Source organism: Sphingomonas faeni (assembly GCF_040407565.1).
Taxonomy (GTDB): domain Bacteria; phylum Pseudomonadota; class Alphaproteobacteria; order Sphingomonadales; family Sphingomonadaceae; genus Sphingomonas; species Sphingomonas faeni_F.
This window is the reverse complement of sequence record NZ_JAPZPR010000007.1, coordinates 61,065-80,653: the sequence shown is the minus strand read 5'-3', so window position 1 is coordinate 80,653 and position 19,589 is coordinate 61,065. Positions and strand designations below refer to the sequence as shown.

General features: G+C 66.1%; 21 protein-coding genes. 8 read left to right on the top strand and 13 right to left on the bottom strand.

The genetic code is table 11. The features are described 5' to 3' along the window. Window positions 1–253: 253 nt before the first annotated feature. The 6 genes from O6Y00_RS15200 to rpmI all read right to left on the bottom strand — a co-directional run bounded on the left by O6Y00_RS15200 (window position 254) and on the right by rpmI (window position 6,263). The gene (locus O6Y00_RS15200) at window positions 254–1,177 is read right to left on the bottom strand and encodes an aldose 1-epimerase family protein (RefSeq protein WP_435368638.1); all 924 of its coding nucleotides are present in this window, start codon (window positions 1,175–1,177) and stop codon (window positions 254–256) included. Window positions 1,178–1,405: 228 nt separating this feature from the next. Next, on the bottom strand, window positions 1,406–3,904 hold the full coding sequence (gene pheT / locus O6Y00_RS15195) for a phenylalanine--tRNA ligase subunit beta (RefSeq protein WP_353443427.1): 2,499 nt from the start codon (window positions 3,902–3,904) through the stop codon (window positions 1,406–1,408). Then, entirely contained in the window at window positions 3,901–4,995 is a 1,095-nt protein-coding gene (gene pheS / locus O6Y00_RS15190; RefSeq protein WP_435368643.1) for a phenylalanine--tRNA ligase subunit alpha, read from the bottom strand. The genes pheT and pheS overlap by 4 nt, the downstream gene beginning before the upstream one ends. Before the next feature lie 22 nt (window positions 4,996–5,017). Continuing rightward, the gene (locus tag O6Y00_RS15185; protein ID WP_353443424.1) at window positions 5,018–5,347 is read right to left on the bottom strand and encodes a GIY-YIG nuclease family protein; all 330 of its coding nucleotides are present in this window, start codon (window positions 5,345–5,347) and stop codon (window positions 5,018–5,020) included. Window positions 5,348–5,674: 327 nt separating this feature from the next. Beyond that, complete coding sequence (rplT, locus tag O6Y00_RS15180) at window positions 5,675–6,040, bottom strand: 50S ribosomal protein L20 (RefSeq protein ID WP_307087254.1); 366 nt, start codon at window positions 6,038–6,040, stop codon at window positions 5,675–5,677. A gap of 19 nt (window positions 6,041–6,059) precedes the next feature. Beyond that, window positions 6,060–6,263: a 50S ribosomal protein L35 gene (gene rpmI, locus O6Y00_RS15175; RefSeq protein WP_031395289.1), complete on the bottom strand. Its 204-nt coding sequence runs from the start codon at window positions 6,261–6,263 to the stop codon at window positions 6,060–6,062. Window positions 6,264–6,431: 168 nt separating this feature from the next. Here rpmI and O6Y00_RS15170 point away from each other — a divergent pair, with 168 nt between their 5' ends. Beyond that, a complete protein-coding gene (locus O6Y00_RS15170) occupies window positions 6,432–8,567 on the top strand; it encodes an AsmA family protein (RefSeq protein WP_353443422.1) in 2,136 nt (711 codons plus the stop codon). Window positions 8,568–9,123: 556 nt separating this feature from the next. On the opposite strand, the gene O6Y00_RS15165 is transcribed toward O6Y00_RS15170, so the two are convergent. Beyond that, window positions 9,124–9,975 (bottom strand): inositol monophosphatase family protein, encoded by an 852-nt coding sequence (locus tag O6Y00_RS15165; protein ID WP_353443420.1) that lies wholly within the window; start codon window positions 9,973–9,975, stop codon window positions 9,124–9,126. 90 nt (window positions 9,976–10,065) lie between these two features. Here O6Y00_RS15165 and O6Y00_RS15160 point away from each other — a divergent pair, with 90 nt between their 5' ends. Next, entirely contained in the window at window positions 10,066–10,602 is a 537-nt protein-coding gene (locus O6Y00_RS15160) for a peroxiredoxin (protein WP_353443419.1), read from the top strand. 121 nt (window positions 10,603–10,723) lie between these two features. Next, window positions 10,724–11,752, top strand: a complete 1,029-nt coding sequence (locus O6Y00_RS15155; protein WP_353443418.1) for a GGDEF domain-containing protein — start codon at window positions 10,724–10,726, stop codon at window positions 11,750–11,752. 416 nt (window positions 11,753–12,168) lie between these two features. Here the strand turns inward: O6Y00_RS15155 and O6Y00_RS15150 are convergent, their stop codons facing one another. After that, a complete protein-coding gene (locus O6Y00_RS15150) occupies window positions 12,169–12,786 on the bottom strand; it encodes a YbhB/YbcL family Raf kinase inhibitor-like protein (RefSeq protein WP_353443416.1) in 618 nt (205 codons plus the stop codon). 3 nt (window positions 12,787–12,789) lie between these two features. Further along, window positions 12,790–13,302 (bottom strand): hypothetical protein, encoded by a 513-nt coding sequence (locus O6Y00_RS15145; protein WP_353443415.1) that lies wholly within the window; start codon window positions 13,300–13,302, stop codon window positions 12,790–12,792. Between the two features lie 101 nt (window positions 13,303–13,403). Between O6Y00_RS15145 and O6Y00_RS15140 the strand changes: the two genes are divergently transcribed. Then, window positions 13,404–13,817, top strand: coding sequence for a DUF1810 domain-containing protein (locus tag O6Y00_RS15140; protein WP_353443413.1), 414 nt, complete (start codon window positions 13,404–13,406; stop codon window positions 13,815–13,817). Between the two features lie 66 nt (window positions 13,818–13,883). Next, window positions 13,884–14,009: a hypothetical protein gene (locus tag O6Y00_RS15135; RefSeq protein ID WP_353443412.1), complete on the top strand. Its 126-nt coding sequence runs from the start codon at window positions 13,884–13,886 to the stop codon at window positions 14,007–14,009. Between the two features lie 124 nt (window positions 14,010–14,133). Here O6Y00_RS15135 and O6Y00_RS15130 read toward each other — a convergent pair whose 3' ends face one another. Genes O6Y00_RS15130 through O6Y00_RS15120 form a run of 3 tightly spaced genes read right to left on the bottom strand, consistent with a single transcriptional unit; the run spans window position 14,134 to window position 15,763 of the window. Continuing rightward, the gene (locus O6Y00_RS15130) at window positions 14,134–14,775 is read right to left on the bottom strand and encodes a heme exporter protein CcmB (RefSeq protein ID WP_353443410.1); all 642 of its coding nucleotides are present in this window, start codon (window positions 14,773–14,775) and stop codon (window positions 14,134–14,136) included. Then, complete coding sequence (ccmA, locus tag O6Y00_RS15125; RefSeq protein WP_353443658.1) at window positions 14,772–15,314, bottom strand: heme ABC exporter ATP-binding protein CcmA; 543 nt, start codon at window positions 15,312–15,314, stop codon at window positions 14,772–14,774. The genes O6Y00_RS15130 and ccmA overlap by 4 nt, the downstream gene beginning before the upstream one ends. A gap of 26 nt (window positions 15,315–15,340) precedes the next feature. Continuing rightward, window positions 15,341–15,763, bottom strand: coding sequence for a metallopeptidase family protein (locus O6Y00_RS15120; RefSeq protein ID WP_435368637.1), 423 nt, complete (start codon window positions 15,761–15,763; stop codon window positions 15,341–15,343). Window positions 15,764–15,811: 48 nt separating this feature from the next. Between O6Y00_RS15120 and O6Y00_RS15115 the strand changes: the two genes are divergently transcribed. Next, window positions 15,812–16,108, top strand: coding sequence for a 4a-hydroxytetrahydrobiopterin dehydratase (locus O6Y00_RS15115; protein ID WP_056019031.1), 297 nt, complete (start codon window positions 15,812–15,814; stop codon window positions 16,106–16,108). Window positions 16,109–16,422: 314 nt separating this feature from the next. Here O6Y00_RS15115 and O6Y00_RS15110 read toward each other — a convergent pair whose 3' ends face one another. Beyond that, window positions 16,423–17,217 carry an SDR family oxidoreductase gene (locus tag O6Y00_RS15110; protein WP_353443406.1) on the bottom strand — a complete coding sequence of 265 codons (795 nt, stop codon included), beginning with the start codon at window positions 17,215–17,217 and terminating at the stop codon, window positions 16,423–16,425. A gap of 67 nt (window positions 17,218–17,284) precedes the next feature. Here O6Y00_RS15110 and O6Y00_RS15105 point away from each other — a divergent pair, with 67 nt between their 5' ends. Both O6Y00_RS15105 and O6Y00_RS15100 read left to right on the top strand, forming a co-directional pair. Next, the gene (locus tag O6Y00_RS15105; protein WP_353443405.1) at window positions 17,285–18,046 is read left to right on the top strand and encodes an ABC transporter ATP-binding protein; all 762 of its coding nucleotides are present in this window, start codon (window positions 17,285–17,287) and stop codon (window positions 18,044–18,046) included. Beyond that, window positions 18,043–19,581, top strand: coding sequence for an ABC transporter permease/substrate-binding protein (locus O6Y00_RS15100; protein ID WP_353443404.1), 1,539 nt, complete (start codon window positions 18,043–18,045; stop codon window positions 19,579–19,581). Before O6Y00_RS15105 ends, O6Y00_RS15100 begins: the two co-directional genes overlap by 4 nt. Window positions 19,582–19,589 lie beyond the last annotated feature (8 nt).

Here is a 19,589-nt window from a genome sequence, read left to right as displayed (position 1 = left end):
GGGTGAGCCGGAATACCGGCGGTCATGCCGCTGCTCTTGGCAGATGCAGCGCGTCGAGGACAGAGGGGAGACATTAGTCATCCTCTCCGGTTGGGACCGATGTTCGATCCTCCCCCGCCAGGGGGAGGTGGCGCGAAGCGTCGGAGGGGGAGGATACGGAACGGAGGTTGCTCCTTACCTCCCCCTCCGTCTGGCAAGAGCCAGCCACCTCCCCCTAGCGGGGGAGGATCGCGGAGGGTCCGATGCGTTTGGTTCAAATGGTGGTAGTCACCAGCGTCACGCTCATTTCGATGCGCTTCGTGCCGCCCGCAGCGATCTCGAACACGCCGGGTTTGTCGCGGTAGTCGCCGGTATAGCCTTCGGGGTCGGCGATGCCGTGCCAGGGTTCGACGCAGACATAGGCCGCACCGGGCTTGGTCCAGATGCCGAGCTTCGGCGTGTCGGGGAAGGCGATCTTCAACTGCGGGCCGGTCTCGGCGCCATAGGTGACGGCGTCGGAGTGGATCGGGTCCCAGACCAGCGCGTCCTTGGCGAACAGCTCGTCGCGCAGGGCGATCACGCGGTCCTCGACCGGCGAGGGGCGCTCGTCGACCGCGATCTGGCCGTCCGCGCTGATTGCCTTGAGCTTGCCGGGCTCGTCGGCGTCGAACGTGATGCGGTGGTCCGCGCGGGGCTCGCCGTACGGCAGCGGCCAGGCGAAGGCGGGGTGGAACCCGAAGCTAGCCGGCATCGCGGCGTCGGTGCGGTTGTGGATGTGCGCCTCGAGCGTCAGCGTCGCGCCGTCTAACGTGAAGACGATATCGAGCGCGAACGCGAACGGGTAGGCCTTCCGGGTTTCCTCGCTGTCGGTGAGGCGGAAGGTGGCGGAGCTTTCCGACTGCGCGACGACGTCGAACGTCGAATGGCGCGCGAAGCCGTGCTTCTGCATCGGGTAGGCTTGGCCGTCGAGGCGGATGACGCCTTCGTTGACGACGCCGACGACGGGGAAGAGGATCGGGGCGTGACCGGTCCAGAAGGCCGGGTCGGCGTTGGTCATCAGTTCGCGGCCGTCGGCGTCGTGGAGGTGGGTGAGCTCGGCACCGTGCGGGTTGATCTGCGCGGTGAGATGGTCGTTGGCGATCGTGATCAGGTCGGTCATCTCTGTCTCCGTGACGGTCGAACGGTCTATGCCCTTCATGTCATCCCCGCGGAGGCGGGGATCCAGAGTGGCGACGCTGTCGATGGAATCGCTTGGTTAGCCCGTCTGGATCCCCGCCTCCGCGGGGATGACGAAAGAAGGGTGATTCTTTGAGAAGGCCGCCCGCGCGTGCCCTCACCCTCGCCGCCTTCGGCGTCTCTCCCTCTCCCCTCGGGGGAGAGGGAAGGGGCCCGCGGCCGCTTGGCCGTGGGAAGGGTGAGGGTACGTTTAAACGCGCAGGCTCGCGCCCTGCTTGGCCGCCGCCGCGACCACCTTGTCGGCGATCGCCTTGATCTCTTCGTCGGTGAAGCTCTTGGCGGTCGGTTGCAGGACGATCTCGACCGCGACCGACTTGTGGCCGTCCTCGACCCCTGCCCCGGTGAACACGTCGAATACGCGGGCCGAGACGATCGCGACCTTGTCGGCGCCCTTGACCGCGCGGACCAGCGTGTCGGTGGCGAGCGCCGCCGGCACGAGGAACGCGAAGTCGCGGCGGACGGCTTGCAGCGCCGGCGGCGTGTAGGCCGGACGCGCGAAGCCAGACGCACGCTTGGGCGGGATCGCGTCGAGGTAGACTTCTACCGCGGCGACCGCACCGTCGAGATCGAACGCCTTTAGCACAGACGGATGAAGCATGCCGAAGCTCGCCAGCACCGTCTTCGGCCCGAGGCGAAGCATGCCCGACTGCCCAGGGTGCCATGCGTCGCCGGCCTCGCCCATCACCTGCAAATTATCGACCGGCGCACCCGAGGCCGCGAGAAGGGCCAAGGCTTCGGCCTTCGCGTCATACGCGTCGAAGGTCGCCGCTTTCCCATCGCGCCAGCCGCGGGGGCGGCGGTCGCCGGCGAGGACTACGCCGAGTGTCGCGCGTTCGGCGTCCGCCAGATAGCGGCGGCCGATCTCGAACAGGCGGACGCTCTGCTGGCCACGCTTGAGGTTGCGGCCGGTCGCTGCGAGCAGGCCGGGAAGCAGCGACGGGCGCATGACTTTCAGGTCTTCGCTGATCGGGTTGGCGAGCGTCCACGCGCCGCCACCGAAAGGCGCGGCTTCAGCGTCGGAAAGGAAGCTCCACGTTACCGCTTCGTCGAGCCCTCGGGCAGCGGCGGCGCGGCGCGCGCGGCGTTCGAGCTTTTGCTCCGGGGTCGCGGTCGGCTTGGCGACGCCGGGCATGCGGGGGAGCGGCGTCGAGGGGATAGTGTCGATGCCCTCGATGCGGACGACTTCCTCGACGAGGTCGGCGGGACCGTCGACGTCGCGCCGCCAGGTCGGGACCGTGACCGGCCATTTGCCCTCGATCGTCGAGAACAGCGCATCGCTGAACGCATCGGCGGACGTGATCGCGCCGATCGTGAAGCCGAGCGACAACAATGTCCGCGCCTGGCGTTCGGGGGCGACGTGGAGGCCACCGAGGTCTGCGCTCAAGCGCGGATCGTAGTGGATCACGCGGGGGTCTAGCGGGGGTTCGCCCGAGCGCGTGACGTCGCTGGCCGTGCCGCCGCAGATGTGGAGCACGAGCGCGGTGGCGATCGCGAGGCCGTCGTCGAGGAACGCCGGATCGACGCCGCGTTCGAAGCGGCTGCGCGCGTCGGAGGTGAGCGTGAGCTTCTGGCCGGTCCGCGCGATGTGGTCGGGATCGAAATACGCGCATTCGACCAGCACGTCGGTGGTGTCCGCCGAGACGCCCGAATGCTCGCCGCCCATGATGCCGCCGATGTCGTGCACGGCCGCGTCGTCGGCGATGACGGTCATGGTCGCGTCGAGCGTGTAGGTCTTGCCGTTGAGCGCGACGACCTGCTCGCCGTCCTTGGCCTTCCGCGCGACGAGGCCGCCGGAGAGTTTGGCGCGGTCGTAGACGTGCAAGGGGCGGCCGAGGTCGATCATCAGATAGTTGGTGATATCGACGAGCGCGGAGATCGGCTTCTGGCCGATCGCGAGCAGGCTGCGGCGCATCCACTCGGGGGAGTCGCCGTTAGTCACACCGGTGACGGTCTGGGCGAAGAAGGCGGGGCAGCCTTCGGGGTCTAGCGTCGCGACATCGGGTCCGTGTCCAGTCCCTGTTCCGTCATTGTCGCTACGGCGGGGATCGAGTTCGCCGTTTGCCCCTGCCGCACCTTGGGTCCCGGCGTCCGCCGGGATGACGGGGGGGGTGGGGATGGTCAGCGGCGTGAGCGTGCCGAGGCCGGCGGCGGCGAGGTCTCGCGCGATGCCGCGGACGCCCATGCAGTCCTGGCGGTTGGGCGTGATCGCGACGTCGATGACCGGGTCGGTAAGGCCGGCATAGTCGGGGTACGCGGTGCCGATCGGGGCATCCGCGGGCAGTTCGATGATGCCGTCGTGATCTTCGCCGAGTTCCAGTTCGCGCGTCGAGCACATCATGCCGTTGGATTCGACTCCGCGAATGCTCGCGAGCTTGAGCGTGACGTCGAGGCCGGGGACGTAGGCACCGGGTGCGCCGAACACGCCGACCAGCCCGGCGCGCGCGTTGGGGGCGCCGCAGACGACCTGGAGCGGACCGTTACCGGCATCGACCGACAGGATCTGGAGCTTGTCGGCTTGCGGATGGCGTTCGGCGCTGAGGACCTTTGCGATCTTGAACGCGGCGAGCTTCTCGCCGGGGTTCTCGACGCCTTCGACCTCGAGGCCGATGCGGGTCAGCGCTTCGACGATCTGGTCGAGCGTGGCGGTGGTTTCGAGGTGCTGCTTGAGCCAGCTGAGGGTGAACTTCATGCGCCGACTCCGCCGGACAAGGTGGGGACGTCGAGGCTCGAAAAACCGTAATGCTTGAGCCAGCGGATATCGCCGTCGAAGAACGGGCGGAGGTCGTCCATGCCGTATTTGAGCATGGCAAGGCGGTCGATCCCGCAGCCGAACGCGAAGCCCTGCCATTCGTCGGGGTCGAGCCCGCACGCTTCGATCACTTTCCGATGGACCATGCCAGAGCCGAGAATCTCGAGCCAGCCGTCGGGTTCGGCGCCACCGACGACGCGCTTGCCCTTCACCAGCGTGTAGCCGACGTCGATCTCGACCGACGGCTCGGTGAAGGGGAAGTAGCTGGGGCGCAGGCGGAGCACGATGTCGTCGCGCTCGAAGAACGCCTTCACGAACGTCTCGAGCGTCCACTTCAGGTGGCCGAGCGTGATGCCCTTGTCGATCACGAGGCCCTCGACCTGGTGGAACATCGGCGTGTGCGTCGCGTCGGAGTCCGAGCGGTAGGTGCGGCCGGGGGCGATGATGCGGATCGGCGGCTTCTGGCTCAACATCGTGCGGATCTGGACCGGCGAGGTATGCGTGCGGAGCAGCGAGAAGGTCGTCTTCTCGTCGGCGGTGCCGGCGGCCTTCGCGTCGATCCCCTGCTGGAGATAGAAAGTGTCGTGCATCGCCCGCGCAGGGTGCGTCTCGGGGATGTTGAGCGCGGTGAAATTGTGCCAGTCGGTCTCGATCTCGGGACCGGTCGCGACCGCGAAGCCCAAGTCGGCGAAGATCTCAGCGAGTTCGTCCATGACCTGGCTGACCGGGTGGATCGTGCCGGAGGGCGTCGCGTCCGCGGGGAGCGTCATGTCGAGCGTTTCGCTGGCGAGACGCGCGTCGAGTGCGGCGCGTTCGAGCGTGGCCTTGCGCTCGGCGATGCCGTTGGCGACGGCTTCGCGGAGGCCCTGGATCAGCGGGCCCTGCACGAGGCGCTCGTCCGGGGTCATCTTGCCGAGCGTCTTCAACAGCGCGGTGATCGTGCCCTGCTTGCCGAGCGCCTCGACCCGGCACGCATCGAGCGCGTCGAGCCCGGATGCGGCGGCGATCGCCGTCAGCATGTGATCGCGCATCTGGTTCAGGTCTTCGGTCACGTCATACTCCCAGGGCGGGTTCGCTTAGGCGGGGCAGCCCGAGGCCGATACCCAGATCGTCCCAATTTTCGTTGCGCGCTTCGATCAGGTCGATCTTCCACGCCCTTCGCCAGTCCTTCAGCCGCTTCTCGCGAACGATCGCGGCCTCCATCGTGTCGAACATCTCGTAACAGGCGAGACGCTTGATGCCGTACCGGCGAGTGAAGCCGGGGATCAACCCCTCTCGGTGCTGAACCAGCCTTGCGAGCAAGTTCGAGGTGACGCCGATGTAGAGCGTGCCGTGGCGGCGGGAGTGGAAGATGTAGACGCACGGCTGGAAGGTTTCGCGCATTTCGTGCTCCCCTTTTGCCCGCGTGCCGGATCTTTTTGATCCATCATCAACACTCCCGTCATCCCGGCGGACGCCGGGACCCACGGTCGCGGGCCGGGTGATAGTAGCACGTTATCGCCGGGTCCGCCGTAACCATGGGTCCCGGCGTTCGCCGGGATGACGGATAGGGGGTTGGGGACTACGGAGGTTGGGGGGACTTAGGTAGTTCGATAAGCTTCTAACGCTTGTGAGGCTTTTAGCGATCGAGTGTTCACTCCGCCCAAAACGCAAAGAGGGCGCCGGTGGTCTCCCACCGACGCCCTCCCGAAACTCACCTCAACCGCGAAATTACGCGGCCTGTGGCAAAGCCGCCTTCACCTGGGCGACGATCGCGCTGAACGCAGCGCCCTCGTGCATGGCGATGTCGGCCAAAACCTTCCGGTCGAGCTGAATCCCCGCAAGCTTTACGCCGTGCATGAACTGCGAATACGTCAAACCCTCAGCGCGGACGCCGGCGTTGATGCGCTGGATCCACAGGCCACGGAACGTGCGCTTCTTAACCTTGCGGTCGCGGTAAGCGTACTGTCCGGCCTTCTCGACGGCCTGACGGGCGATGCGGATGGTGTTCTTGCGACGGCCATAATAGCCCTTCGCCTGAACCAAAATACGCTTGTGCTTGGCGCGGGTGGTAACACCCCGTTTTACGCGTGCCATTGTCTAATTCCTTCTCAGCTCAACGCAGGCCGTAAGGCGCCCAGGCCTTCACTGCTGCGGTATCGGCCTTCGACAGCAGCTTGGTGCCGCGGTTCTGACGGATGTACTTGCCGTTGTGATGCGCCAGACGGTGACGCTTGCCGGCGACGCCGTGCTTGAGCAGGCCGGTGGCGGTGAGCTTGAAGCGTTTCTTGACGCCGCTCTTGGTCTTCAGCTTGGGCATTTTTATCCTTTCGGTTACGAAGGAGGACGCTGAAATCGCCGCGGCAGCCCACACTGGCCGGGCGATTCGTCGAACGCGTTCCCTTCGAGGAAGCGGGCCGCATAGACGCATTAATGCGGCATATCAACCGCTGTGGAACTGACGCGGCTGTCGTGCGATAGGCCAAGCATGGACGACAGCCCGACGCAGCCGATCGAGACCCCTCCCCCGGCCCCTGCGCCGGTCGAGGCGCAAAAACGTCGCAAGCGGCGGATACTGCGCAACATCCTGCTCGGGATCGTCGCGGTCATCGTCGCTATCTGGCTGGTGCTGTATATCACCAAGGGGCGCTTCCTGAAGCATCCGTTCGAGCGCGTCGTCGGGTCGCTCACGCACCGGACGCTGACCGTGCGCGGCGATTTCCAGCTCTATTTCGCGCCGTTCCGCATCAAGCTGTACGCGGAAAACTTCACGCTCTCGAACCCCGATTGGGCGAGCAAGCCGAACCTGTTCCAAGCGGACAAGCTCGACACGCGGATCGCGCCGCTGTCGCTGATCTTCGGCAAGCGGCGGCTTTACTGGCTCGATCTCGTCAACGGCGCGGTCGATCTCGAGTGGAACGCGGCGCACTCGGCCAACACCTGGACGTTCTCGAACAAGAAGGGTGGCAAGCCGCTCGAGTTCCCGCGGATCGACGTGGCGACGGTGACAGGTACGACGGTGCGCTATCTCGATCCGCGGATGCGCGTGCTGGCGGACCTCAAGGTCGCCGACATCCGCTCGGTCGACGCGACGATCGGCCGCGCGGTGGGGCTGACCGGCAAGGGGCGGTTGCGCGAGACGCCGTTCACCGTGACCGCGCAGTTGCTGTCACCGGATGCGACCGCCAATCGCGGGCAGAACAAGCTGGTCGCGCGGGCGCGGGCGGCGGGGAACGTCATCGACGTCGCAGGGACACTGCCGAGCATCGCCGATGTCGAGAACGTGCCGCTCGCGGTTACTGCTCGCGGCGCCAATCTGTCGACGCTGCTGGGCGTGATCGACGTCGCGATCCCGAACACGCGGACCTACAAACTGCGTGCGCAGCTCATCAAGCAGGGCGACGAATACGCCTTCACGCACCTGCGCGGCTTTGCGGGCCGGACCGATCTCGCGGGGAAACTAACGATCGTCAACGGCGCGCGCATCCATCTCGATTCGGTGCTCACGACCAAGAGTCTGGACATCATCGATGCTGCCCCGTTCATCGGCTTCAATCCCGACATCGTCGAGTCGAAGGGTGCGGTAGCGGCGGCCGCCGCGACGGGCGCAGCACCGCAACGCCTGTTGCCGGACGGAAACCTGCCGGTCGCGACGATGCAGATCTTCGATGCCGACCTCAAATGGACGATCGGCGTGGTGAAGTCGCGCAACCTGCCGATCTCCAACGTCGACCTGACACTCGACCTGGAACGCGGGCGGCTCGCGCTGTCGCCGCTGACCTTCTCGATGGCGCGCGGCAACGTGGCTTCGGACGTGATCTTCGATACGCGCGCACGGCCGAGCGCGGTCTCGTACGACATCCGCCTCGCGCCGACGCCGCTGGGGCGGCTTCTCAAGGGCTATGGGCTGACCGAGGCTGGAACGACTGGAACCGTCAAGGGTCGCATCAAGCTTGATGGCCGAGGCGACTCGATCCACGACTCGCTCGCCTCCTCGCGCGGGCGGATCGCGTTCGTGCTGCCGTCGGGCGCACTGTCGGTCCGCAACGTGCAGCTCGCCGAACTCGATATCGGCACGTTCGCGCAGCGGATGTTCCAGGGGAAGCTGGACGAGCCGGTGCAGATGAATTGCGGGCTCATCGGCTTCACCGTGCGCGGCGGCGTCGCGGCGGCGGACCCGATCCTGATCGACACGCGCAAGAACGTTATCGTCGGCCGCGGCGGGTTCAGCTTCCGCAATGAAGCGCTCGACTTGGCCTTCCGCGCCGATTCGAAGAAGTTCAGCCTGTTCGCAGGGCAATCGCCGGTCGGGGTCGGCGGGATGTTCGCGGCGCCTAAGCTGAACGTGATCTCGAAGGATCTGCTCGCGCGGGTCGGTAGCGGACTCGGGCTGGCGTTGGTGGCGACGCCGGTCGCGGGAATTCTCGCGTTCGTCGATGTCGGCGATGCGAAGTCTACCGCGTGCGGGCCGGTGCTCTCCGGGGCTACGGCGGCGGCGCAACGGACCACCAAGGGCCAGCCGCGGGACGACGTGGGGCATGGGACGACCGCCAAGGCCGAGGACGGGAAGACGAATGCTGCGGAGAAGAAGGGACAGAAGAAGAAGTTTCTAGGGATCTTCTGAGAGAATGAGGCGAACTGTACGGTCGCCTCCCTAGTTCGCTCATCCTGGCGTCAACCGGTTACCGTTGCGAATGGTTGGGCGCGTATATGGCTAGCGTTCTGCGTCCATAGGTCCCGGCGTCCGCCGGGATGAAGGATCGGGTGTGAGCGAGACTTGATGGTGGACGTGCGGGTTGGTTGTTGCCCGTGGCCGGTTGTCGCAAGTCGGTGCGAAGTACATGCACTGTTAGGACTGGATCGCGGCGTTCGATTTGCATCGCGGCTTGGCCACGACGCTGCCGTCGCTAAGCATTTACTCCTTACCACACCAAACCCGTCACCCCGGCGGACGCCGGGGCCCATGGTTGGGTCCCCTCTGACGGCTAGCGCTCCGCGTCCGCGGATCCCGGCGTCCGCCGGGATGACGGATGGGGGTAGTGATGTGGGGCTTTGCGGTTTGCGATACAGCTTTTGTGCCCCCTCCCGCTTACGGGTTTGGGGAGAAATGATCGCGTACCGGACGCCAGTACGTACGTCGTGCCCTCCCCTAGCCCCTCCCGCAGGCGGGAGGGGAAATTTTACCCGTGGGTGTGACCGCCGTGATCGTCGTGACCGTCGTGATCGTGCCCGTCATCCTGCAACCGGTGCATCGCCTCGAGCACGTCGTCCATGCGCGCGGGGTCGCCGATCGCGAGCACATGGCCCTCGCTGTCCGCGGTCAGCGGGTCGCCGTTCCAGTCGCACATCCGGCCGCCCGCGCCTTCGACTACCGGCACCAAAGCCGCAAAGTCGTAAAGCTTCAGGCCTGACTCGCAGACCACGTCGAGATGGCCGCTCGCGAGCAATCCGTAGTTATAGCAGTCGCCGCCATATACGGGACCTTGCCGCGGGTTGCCGCCCGAGATCGCCGCAACGAGAGCCAAATAGTGCGGCACATCGACGTCGTCGAAGAGGTGCGGGCTGGTGGTGGCGATCGTTGATCCGGCGAGTTCGCGGCAGGTACGCGTGCGAACGGGAACGCCGTTCAAAGTGGTCGGACGCCCCGCTACACCGACCCAGCGCTCGCGCTGGATCGGCTGGTCGATGATCCCGAGCACCGGCCAGCCATCCTCGACCAGCGCGATCAACGTGCCGAAGATCGCGCGTCCCACCGTGAAGCTGCGCGTGCCGTCGATCGGATCGAGCACCCATTTGCGGTTGGTGACGCCCGCCTTCTCGCCAAACTCCTCGCCGACGATGCCGTCGCCCGAGCGCTCGGCGTCGAGCAGCCGGCGCATCGCCGATTCGGCCTCGCGGTCGGCGCGGGTGACGGGAGATTGGTCGTCCTTGATCTCGACGCCGTGCTCGTGGCGAAAATACGGTCGGATGACGTGGCTTGCGGCATCCGCGAGGCGGTGCGCGAGATCGATATCGGCTTGGGTTACTGGCATATTTCCAGCCTATCGAGCGCGAGCGTCACGGGCAATGGACGGATCGTTCGTGCCAGCGTAGGTCATTGCAATCCAACCGGAGTATCATCCATGCGCCTCGTCTCGACTTTTGCCGCCGCTGCCCTGCTCGCCGCCACGCCGGCCTTTGCGGCGCTCGCGCCCGGTGCGAAGGCGCCCGACTTTACGACGCGAGGGGCCATCGCCGGCAAGGTGTTCACCGTCCACCTCGCCGAGCAGCTCAAGAAAGGCCCGGTCGTGCTCTACTTCTTCCCGGCGGCCTACACCGGCGGCTGCAATGCCGAGGCGCATGCGTTTGCGGAAGCAATCCCGGCGTTCACCAAGGCGGGCGCGACCGTGATCGGCATGTCGGCCGACAATGTCGAGACGCTCAGCAAGTTCTCCGCCGAGAAGTGCGCGGGCAAGTTCGCGGTCGCCAGCGCCGGACCTAATGTCGTCAAGGGCTACGACGTCGCGCTCGGCAAGCAGATGGCGGGGCGCGATATCACCAAGCGCACCAGCTACGTCATCGCCAAGAACGGCCGCATCGCGTTCGTGCATGACGAGATGAACCCGGAGGCGCATGTTTCGACGACGCTTGCTGCGGTCCAGAAGCTGACGGGTAAGTAATCGATCGAAACCGGACCGGCAAATACCTGCCGGTCCGGTGACCTTATGCTAACGCTTTCGGGTCTATCGCTTCGGCGAGGACGCGGGGGATGAGATGCGCGGTGTTAAAATAGCAGGCTCGTTGTCGAACGCGGAACCGAACGGCGCGCTTTTCGAGCAAATTGGACTGTTCCTGCACGAGCAGAAGCTCAGTCCGGACCCCGCTCATTACGCGTTCGCGTTCGCCGTGCTATCGACCCCCAACGGTGTCCTCGCAGAGGCTGTCGAACGGATAACGAGCAACGGCGTCCGGATGACCCGGTCGGATATCGAGCAACTTGGCGGAACGGTCGTAGATGGCCCTCCACTCGCACTGCCACATCGCGCGGGCGATAAGAAGCGGGCCGGGGCGGATACGTTGCCGGACACCGCCGTAGCGTTGGTGATCGAGACGCAACAGCAGGTCGACGGCTTCGCGCAGATCGTCCGAACGATACGCGAAGAGACGTACGGTTTCGGGCGCGACCTGGCCGACAGCGCGGCAGCGATCACCCAATTGGCCGAAATCGACGGCGTTGCCGAGATCACGAGCGCGATGATCCAGCGCATCCATGACAGCGAAGTCCGCTTGGCGGCGGCAACGGCGGAAACGGATTTGCTGCGGTCGAAATTGGCCGAGGCGCGTGACACGGCACGGCGCGACGTATTGACCGGCCTGCCCAATCGACGCGCGTTCGAGGAGGCTTTCGCGGCGCGCGATCAGGATGCCGGACCCTATTGCATTGCGTTGTGCGACGTCGACCGGTTCAAGCGCGTCAACGATGTGCATGGCCACGCGGTCGGCGATCGCGTGCTCGTCGCGATCGGCCAGGCGATGGCCGATGCCTGTGCGCCGCACCTCGTCGTGCGACACGGCGGCGAGGAGTTCGCGATGCTGCTACGCGGCGTCGACCTGGTCGACGCCGCGGCGGTGCTCGACTCGGCTCGCGCGACCGTTGCTGCCAAGCGCTTTCGCAATCGCGAGACCGACACCGCGCTTGGCGTCATCACCGTGTCGGCCGGCGTCACTGCCGTGCATGCAGACGAAACGGTCGACACTGCATTCCAACGTGCCGATCGTCTGCTCTATACCGCCAAGTCGAATGGCCGCGATCGGGTTTGTACGGGCTGATCCCGGCAATTGGCGTAATTTGCGACCGCGCCATGGTGAGTTTTCCCAACTCCATCGCCCGGGATCAAGATTAGCCAGCGTTTTCAACAATGTACGAAACTGGCACGCGCCATGCAATTCATTCGATATCGGCAGCCGGATGGTCCGGCGCCCGACCATCGAAGGACTATCCCATGTCGATCCGTTTCGAAACCGCCCAGCGCATTGCCTTCTCGCTCGTCGGAGCACTGTTCTTCGCAGCCATCGCAGTCGGCACCGCCGTCCCGATCATCCCCATCGCCTGAGCAAGACACCCATCATCATGAACCGCAGCATCCTTATCGGCCTCATTGCCTTTTCCACCACGATCCTGCTGATCGCAACACAGACCGGCGGCGCACTCGCCTGAACGACGAGGCGCCTGCCGAGCTTCACGGTCAGGCGGGCGAAGCCAGTCCCGCCGGCCCTACGGGGGCCTTTTCTTCGCGAGAATAGGTCCCGATCAACAGCCCCGCTGCCAGCACATGCCCGGTGATGGCCTCGATCACCGCCGAGCGGCCGGGCGTCGCGCCGACATCCCCTGCCCCCGCGCCGATCGCGAAGACCTGGAACGCATAGCGATGCTCGCCGTGTCCGCTGGGCGGATCGGGCGGCAGCCAGCCTTCGCGCAGATAGGAATTGCGACCGACATCGCGACCTTTCGCGTCGCCCCCACCGTCCGCAGCGATCGCGCCTTCGGCTAGCTGCCCCGCATCTGCTTCGAGTCCCCAAATGATCGCGTGGACCAAGGGTTGCGGCGCCGGAGCATCGGCATCCTCGACGATCAGTACCATGCGCTCAGTCCCTGCCGGCGGTTCGCTCCAAACGAGCGGTGGCGACACGCCCTCCCCGTCCGCAGTGAAGCGCGGCGGCATGCGTGCTTCGTGCGCGAACGCTGGACTGGTCAGGGTCAACGTCTCGAAGTTTTCGCCCAACTGGACGATCGCAAGCTTGTCCATCCCAGCGCGCAGGCCGCTCATCGCTTGGCCGAGCCAAGCGGGAATATGTTCGAGCATGACTTATCCTTCCGACGGGCAGGTTTCGGCACGACGCGCAGGAGCCGCGCCATCATACCAGTCGCTCTGCGGACCCATCTTGGCTGCGTCATGGTAGCAGACCTGGGTCTTGCCACGCTTGGGATCGACAAGCACAGCCCAGTTGTGATCGCCGCAGTTATGCTCCTCGCAGCCCCAGGCGACGACCCGTTCCCCAAGCCTGAAGATCGGTGTTTCCGGTCCAGACCGTCCGCGGATCGTCTCGCGCAACTTGGCATCGCCGACGGCGTTCACCAAGCCGGTGGCGACGTCGGTGCGGTCGTAGAAGTCCACGCCCGCCAACGCATCATGCGGATATTTGCCGACATAGGCGGTGATCGGCGTGGTCTGGGCCTGCCCCGGTATCGGGGTCGGCGCGCGCGTCTCGGGCGGCTTGAAGCCGTCCGGCGACGCAGTGTTGGTCGGATCGTCGTTGCGGCTGCACGCTCCCAGACTCAGCGATGTCGCCAGCAGCGCGACCGCGATCATCGTCTTCATCGTCCAGTCTCCTCGGTCGTTACGGGTGCAACGCACCGCCCCCCGCCCCGGTTGCGCGTAGCGCGGTTGCGAGCCCGGCAGGCCGCGACCATCTGGTGACGATGATGCATGATCTCGACCGCTTCGTCGTTGCGCAGGCCGGCGTATATCCACAGGCGCTCGCCGAACTGCGCGCCGGTTCGAAACGCAGCCACTGGATGTGGTTCGTGTTTCCGCAGATCGCCGGTCTCGGTCACAGCGAGATGGCACGGACCTATGCGATCCGCGACACGGACGAGGTACAGGCCTATCTCGCGCATCCGGTGCTCGGGCCGCGGCTGATCGAAGCGACGAACGCAATCATCGCCGCGCAAGGTCCGGCCGACGTCATCATGGGCGGCATCGATGCGGTGAAACTGCGATCGTCGATGACGCTGTTCGCCGCGGTGGCGGATGACCCGACGCCGTTCAACGCGGCACTTGATCGGTTCTTCGACGGGGTTGCGGACCAGGCGACGATACGCTTGCTGCGATAAGACGGGCGTACGCGCCAACAACGGTATATCAAGCTCCCGAGGCTTCCCGCCTCGCGAGGTGACGACATGGCCAAGAGCCAGAAAAAGACGAACAAGGAAGTCCGCAAGCCCAAGGCCGAAAAGGCGCCCAAGGCAAATGCGTCGAACCCGACCAGCAAGGGCAAGCCCGTGGATATGACGACGCTCAACTGAGGCAAGCGGGCATGGGCCGATCGTAACGATCGGACCGATGTGTAGCGGATGATCCTTATTCTCGCGCGAAGACGGCAGCCCGGTCAGGGCTTTCGTCTTCGCGGGGATTATGTTCGTCGTCGTGTCAGTCGAAGCTTGCGCGAATCGCTGCGGCGGCAATAAACGGGGCGCCTGCGACCAGCACCAGGCTGACCGATGCGAGCAGTTTCAACGCACCGGCGCCGCTTGCCACATCGAGCGCGCCCGCTCCGAAGATCAGTAGCGGCACCGCAAGCGGGAGCATCACCAGTCCGGTGACTGCACCGCCGCCGCGAACGCCCGCGACGAGCGCGCTGGTGACGACGGCCAGCGCCGCAAGACCTGGCGTGCCGATCAACAGGCCGAGCTCGACCCGCAACAGCGTTTCGGCGGACAGATTGAGCAAACCGGCGGCGATCACCGCGGCGAGCATCAGCGGGGGGCCGAAGCTCAGCCAGTGCGCGATCGTCTTGGCCAACGCGACCGAGGTCATCGACAGTCCGCGGACGGCGAATTGGTCGAAGATCCCCGTCTCCAGGTCCGGTCCGATCAGGCGTTCGACCGGGAGCAGCGCCGCGAGCAACGCCGCGGTCCAGATCACCCCGCCACCGATCCGTGCGAGCAACGCCGCGTCGGGGCCGATCGCGAACGGAAACAGCACGGCGACCAGCAGGAAGAATGCGACGACCAAAGTGGCACCGCCGCTCGCCACGCTGCGGCGAAGGTCGCGGCGGATGATCGCGATCACAGGGCGATCTCCTGCGCATCGAGCATTGCCAGCGGCAGGTGCGTGGCGACGAGGGCGATACCGCCGCCGGCCCGGTGGTGCGCGATCAGGGTCGCCAAGCGCGTGACCGACACCGCGTCCAGCCCGTTGGCGGGTTCGTCGAGCAACCAGACCGGCGCTTCGCTGGAGGCAACGCGCGCGATCGAGGCGCGGCGGCGCTGGCCGGTGGAGAGGAGGCGGACGGGGATATCGGCCAAAGCGTCGAGATCGAGCGCGGTCAAGGCGCGGGCAACACGGGCCTCGGGATCAGGCGCGCGGTCGAGACTGGCCCAGAAGCGAAGCGCGGCGGCGAGCGTTCGGTCGATGTCGAGCGAGCTGGCTTCGGTGAGCAGTGCCTTGTCCGTGGCGCAGGTCACGGATCCCTCGAACGGTACGAGCAGGCCGCCGGCGAGACGGATCAGGCTCGACTTGCCGATGCCGTTGGCGCCGGTGACGATGGCAGCGTCGCCGGGTGCGAGATCGAACGATAGTTTCGAGAAGAGCAATCTTCCGCTGCGCATGCATGCCACGTCCTCGAAGCGAAGGCTCACGGCGCCGCGTCTCCGGCGGATTCTTCAAGGGCGTGCATGTCGTCGTCGCTGAGACCGAAATGATGGCCGATTTCGTGGATCGTCACGTGCGCGACGAGGTCGTCTAGGCGGACGCCGGTCTCGATCCACTCTTCGAGGATGGCGCGACGATAAAGGACGATGCGGTCGGGCATCGCGCCGGAGTCCATCGACGATTTCTCGCCGAGCGGCCGGCCATGGTAGAGGCCGGACAGATCGAGCGGGTGCTCCAGACCGAGTTCGGCGAGCGTCTGGTCGTCGGCGAATTCCTCAACCGCGAACACGATGTCGCTGAGATGTTCCGCGAACTGCACCGGCAGTCGGGCGATCGTCGCGCGGCCGATCGCCTCGATCGCGTCGGCATCGGGTGCTTCGCCGTAGAATGTCGCTTGCCCGCTCATGCGCGCAGCCATACGCGGTGGCGGAGGATAGCGGCAAGGGACATGCGGATGATCGAAGCGCTGAACGAAACCGAGCGAGCCGAGGCGCTCGATGGCCTGGACGAGTGGGATTACGACGATGCGCGCGACGCGATCACCCGCACGATCGTATTCGCCGATTTCGTCGAGGCGTTCGGGTTCATGACGCAGGTCGCGCTGATCGCCGAGCGTGCGAACCATCACCCTGAATGGAAGAACGTCTGGAACCGGGTGGAAATCCTGCTGACGACGCATGACGCAGGCGGCCTCAGCCCGCGAGACATCGAGATGGCGGAGGCGATCGACGCGATCGTCGGCGATGCTTGAGGAAAGCGTTAAAGTCAGGTCGGTCGCCCCAAGATGCGCCCGCCCCTGACGCACCTCCCCGGCAGAGGCCGGGGCCGAGTTGGGGAACGTTGCTGACTTAAGGCAGCACGCAGTTACTGCGGCCTTTCCCATTGGGCCCTGGTCTCCGCCGGGATGGTCCTAAACCAAGCCGCGTCTCCATTCTTCCCCCCTGAAAGGGAGGGGTTGGGGTTGGTCGGCCGCTTGGCGATGACATCGTCAGACAACGGACCGCCCCTCCCCTGCCCCCCTGTCACGGACGGGGCGACCGTCAGCCTCGGCGCAACCAACAAGGCCTACCCCTCCGTATGCCGATCGGCGCGCATCCGCTTGCGGAGGCTCCCCGGCATCCACCGTGCAGCGAACGCCATGCGGTGGGCGGTCTTACCCACATAGGTGTGGACCTTGTCGCCATGGACCGCAGCCCACGCCGCATCGGCGACCTTGTCGACACCGGTCAGTTCCATTCCCGCGCTCGTCACGGTGTCGCGGATCGAGCGGTTACTGCCGCCTGCGGCCGAGTCCAGCAGCGGCGTATCGATGAAGCTCGGCACGATCGAGCGCACCTTGATTCCGTCCGCCGCCCATTCCCCGTCGAGCGCCTCGGTGATCGCGCGGATGCCGAACTTGGTCGCCGAATAGGGTGCGAGGCCGGACGAACCGTAGATTGCCGACGCGGACGCGGTGTTGAGCAGGCAAGAGCCGGGCGTGCGCTTGAGATACGCATGACCGATCCGCGCGCCATTCAGCGCGCCGACCAGGTTGATCGCGATCACGCGGTCGATCTCGGCGAAGTCGGTGTCCGCCAGCGCGCCACCCGAGCCGATCCCGGCATTGTTGAACAGCACGTCGAGCCGGCCGCCGGTGGTGGCGACGAACGCGTCTAGGCAGGCGACCCACGCGTCGCGGTCGCGCACGTCCATCTGGTAGGTGGTCGCCATTCCGGCGGGCAACAGCGCAGCGGTTTCGACAAGCCCGGCGACGTTGACGTCGGCAAGCCCGACCCGCCAGCCTTTCCGTGCGAACAGTATCGCGGTGGCGCGGCCGATGCCCGATCCACCACCGGTGATGAAAATGCTCTGCTGGCTCACAAATGGCCTCCCCTGATCGTTTCTAGTCATTTGATTTTCCGGTATGTTTCCCGCATCCTGCGCACAGATGCCAGACAATTCACCAGCGCTCGCTTTCGAACGGGTCACCAAGCGATACGGGTCGACAATCGCGGTCGACAACGTCTCGCTTGAGATCGCGCGCGGAGCGTTCGTCGCGCTGGTCGGGACGTCGGGGTCGGGCAAGTCGACCTTGCTTAAGACGATCAACCGCCTGGTCGAGCCCAGCGAAGGCCGCGTGACGATCGACGGTGCCGACGTCGCCGCCGAGCCAGCGCCCGGACTGCGCCGCCGGATCGGCTACGTCTTCCAGAATATCGGGCTGTTCCCGCACATGACGATCGGCGAGAATATCGCAATCGGATTGCGGATCGCGGGACGACGCGATGAGGCCAAGGTCGGCGAACTGCTCGACCTGGTCGACCTGCCGCGCGATATCGCCGAGCGGATGCCCGCTGCGTTGTCGGGCGGCCAGCGACAACGCGTCGGGATCGCGCGAGCGCTCGCGCCGGGAGCGAAACTGCTGCTGCTCGACGAGGCGTTCGGCGCGCTAGATCCGGTGACGCGCGATGCGCTCGGCACGCGGATCCGCGAGTTGCACGACCGGCTCGCGCTGACGACGATCCTGGTCACGCACGACATGGCGGAGGCGCTGCTTCTGGCGGACCGCGTGCTGGTGATGAAGGCGGGCCGGATCGTTGCCGATGCGACGCCAACCGAACTGGTCGCGGGCAAAGGCGGCGACGATGCGCAGGCACTGGTGCAGGTGCCGCGCGCACAGGCCGAACGCCTGCAGGCGCTGGTGTCGTGAGCGCGTTTCTCGATGTGCTCGACCGCGTGCCGCCGCTGCTCGCCGCGCACGTGCTCCTGTCGGCGTCGGCGCTGCTGCTGGGGATCGCGATCAGCCTGCCGCTGGGGATCTGGTCGGCACGCAACGCCGCCGTCGCGCGCGTCTCGCTCGGGTTTGCGAGCCTAGTGCAGACGATTCCGAGCCTCGCGCTGCTTGCGCTGTTCTACCCCGTGTTGCTCAGCCTGTCCGCGCTGGTCGGCGGCGGCATTCCCGCACTTGGGTTCCTACCCTCGCTGATCGCGCTGACACTGTATGCGCTGCTGCCGATCATCCGGAACGCCGTGGCGGGCCTGCACGGCATCGACCCGGCGGTGATCCAGGCCGCGGATGCGGTCGGCATGACGCCTGCGCAGAAACTTCGGCTGGTCGAGGCGCCACTGGTCGCGCCGGTGCTGGTTGCCGGCATTCGGACCGCGGCGGTGTGGACGATCGGCGCAGCGACGTTGTCGACGACGGTCGGTCAGCCAAGCCTTGGCGATATGATCTTCGCGGGCCTGCAGACGCAGAACTGGGCGCTGGTGCTGGCCGGCTGCATGTCCGCCGCGGCGCTGGCACTGGCGGTCGACGCACTGATCGGCGGGATCGAATACGGCATCCGCGCGCGGCGGCGCTGGCTGTGGATCGCTTGCACCGCGGTGCTGGTGGCAGGAACCGCGGTGGCGACCGCGCCGCTGTGGCCGAGGGGCGGCGGCGATCGGACGGTGGTGGTCGGCGCGAAGAACTTCTCGGAGCAATATATTCTCGCGCGGCTGATCGGCGATCGGCTGGAACGCGCCGGCTACACCGTCCAGTACCGCGACGGCTTGGGCTCGGCGGTGGTGTTCGGGGCGCTCTCGACTGGCGATATCGACGTGTATGTCGATTATGCCGGGACGATCTGGGCGAACGAGATGAAGCGCCACGACGTGCCGGAGCGCACACCAATGGTCGCGGCGATCGGCGCCTGGGCGAAGCGCGAGCACGGCGTCGGGCTGATCGGGTCGCTCGGCTTCGAGAATGCCTATGCGTTCGCGATGCAGTCGGACGCGGCGAAGGCGAAGGGGATCGCCAGCCTCGACGATCTGGCGAGGGCATCATCGAGCATGACTCTCGGCAGCGACCTGGAGTTTCTCGAGCGGCCGGAATGGGCGGCGGTGAAGCGCGCCTATCCGCTGCGGTTCGCCAGGACGACGCCGTACAGCCCGACGTTCATGTACCGTGCACTCGAAAGCGGAAATGTCGACGTGATCTCGGCCTTCTCGTCGGACGGGCGGATCGCGGCGGACAAGCTGACCGTGCTGAGCGATCCGCGCCGCGCGATCCCCGGATACGACGCGATCCTCATGGTCGCGCCGAAGCGGACCGGCGATGCGAAGTTCGTGGCGGCGCTGAAGCCGTTGGTCGGGAAGATCCCGGTCGAGGCGATGCGCACCGCGAATTATCAGGTCGACCGCGATACCGACAAGCAGACGCCGGAAGCCGCTGCGCGATGGCTGGCAGCGAAGATCGGGCTTTAATCTCCCGC